At 70.4% G+C, this 540-nt stretch carries 1 pseudogene; it reads right to left on the bottom strand.

What is annotated here, in order from left to right:
* A pseudogene (locus ACGWYJ_RS39010) lies at positions 1-540 on the bottom strand (benzoyl-CoA-dihydrodiol lyase); the annotation flags it as partial.

Raw genomic sequence — 540 nt, 5'->3', positions numbered from 1 at the left:
TACAGGACGATCTCGTTGGCCAGCCAGTCATCGGCGTTGTCCAGCAGCAGGGCGTCATGGGCCAGCACGCGGGAGGCGTCGCCCTTGGTGCGGAACACCCAGGTGCCCAGCTCGGTCTCGTTGGTGCGCAGGTCCAGGATCAGGTCGTCCAGCTCGCGGGTCATCGCGAGCGTCCAGAACTCCGCCCCCTGGGCATGGACGGCGGCCACGTCGGCGGGCGCGTCCGCTTCCGGGCCATGGACGGTGATCTCCACGACGCCCCGCTCACGATCGAGGCTCGCCGTCACGTACCGGTAGGAGATCTCGCTGTCGGTACGGGTCTTGCCCAGCGGCGTCAGCTCGATGCCCTTGGCATCGGCCGGCCGGTTCGACCGGGCGGCGAACTCCTTCGCGCGCTCGGCGACGGTCGCGTCCCACGAGGTGCGCGGCACGACCTCGTCCACCAGCCGCCAGGCCACCGCCTTCCTGCCGCCGACGCCCTCGGCCTTGGTGGCGAAATAGTCGGCCACGTCACGGCGGACGTGCCGCTTGTCCGTCACA

This window comes from Actinomadura sp. SCN-SB (genome assembly GCF_043906805.1).
In the GTDB taxonomy this organism is placed as follows: domain Bacteria; phylum Actinomycetota; class Actinomycetes; order Streptosporangiales; family Streptosporangiaceae; genus Spirillospora.
The sequence above is the reverse complement of the archived record's forward strand: the minus strand, read 5'-3'. Positions and strand labels throughout refer to the sequence as shown.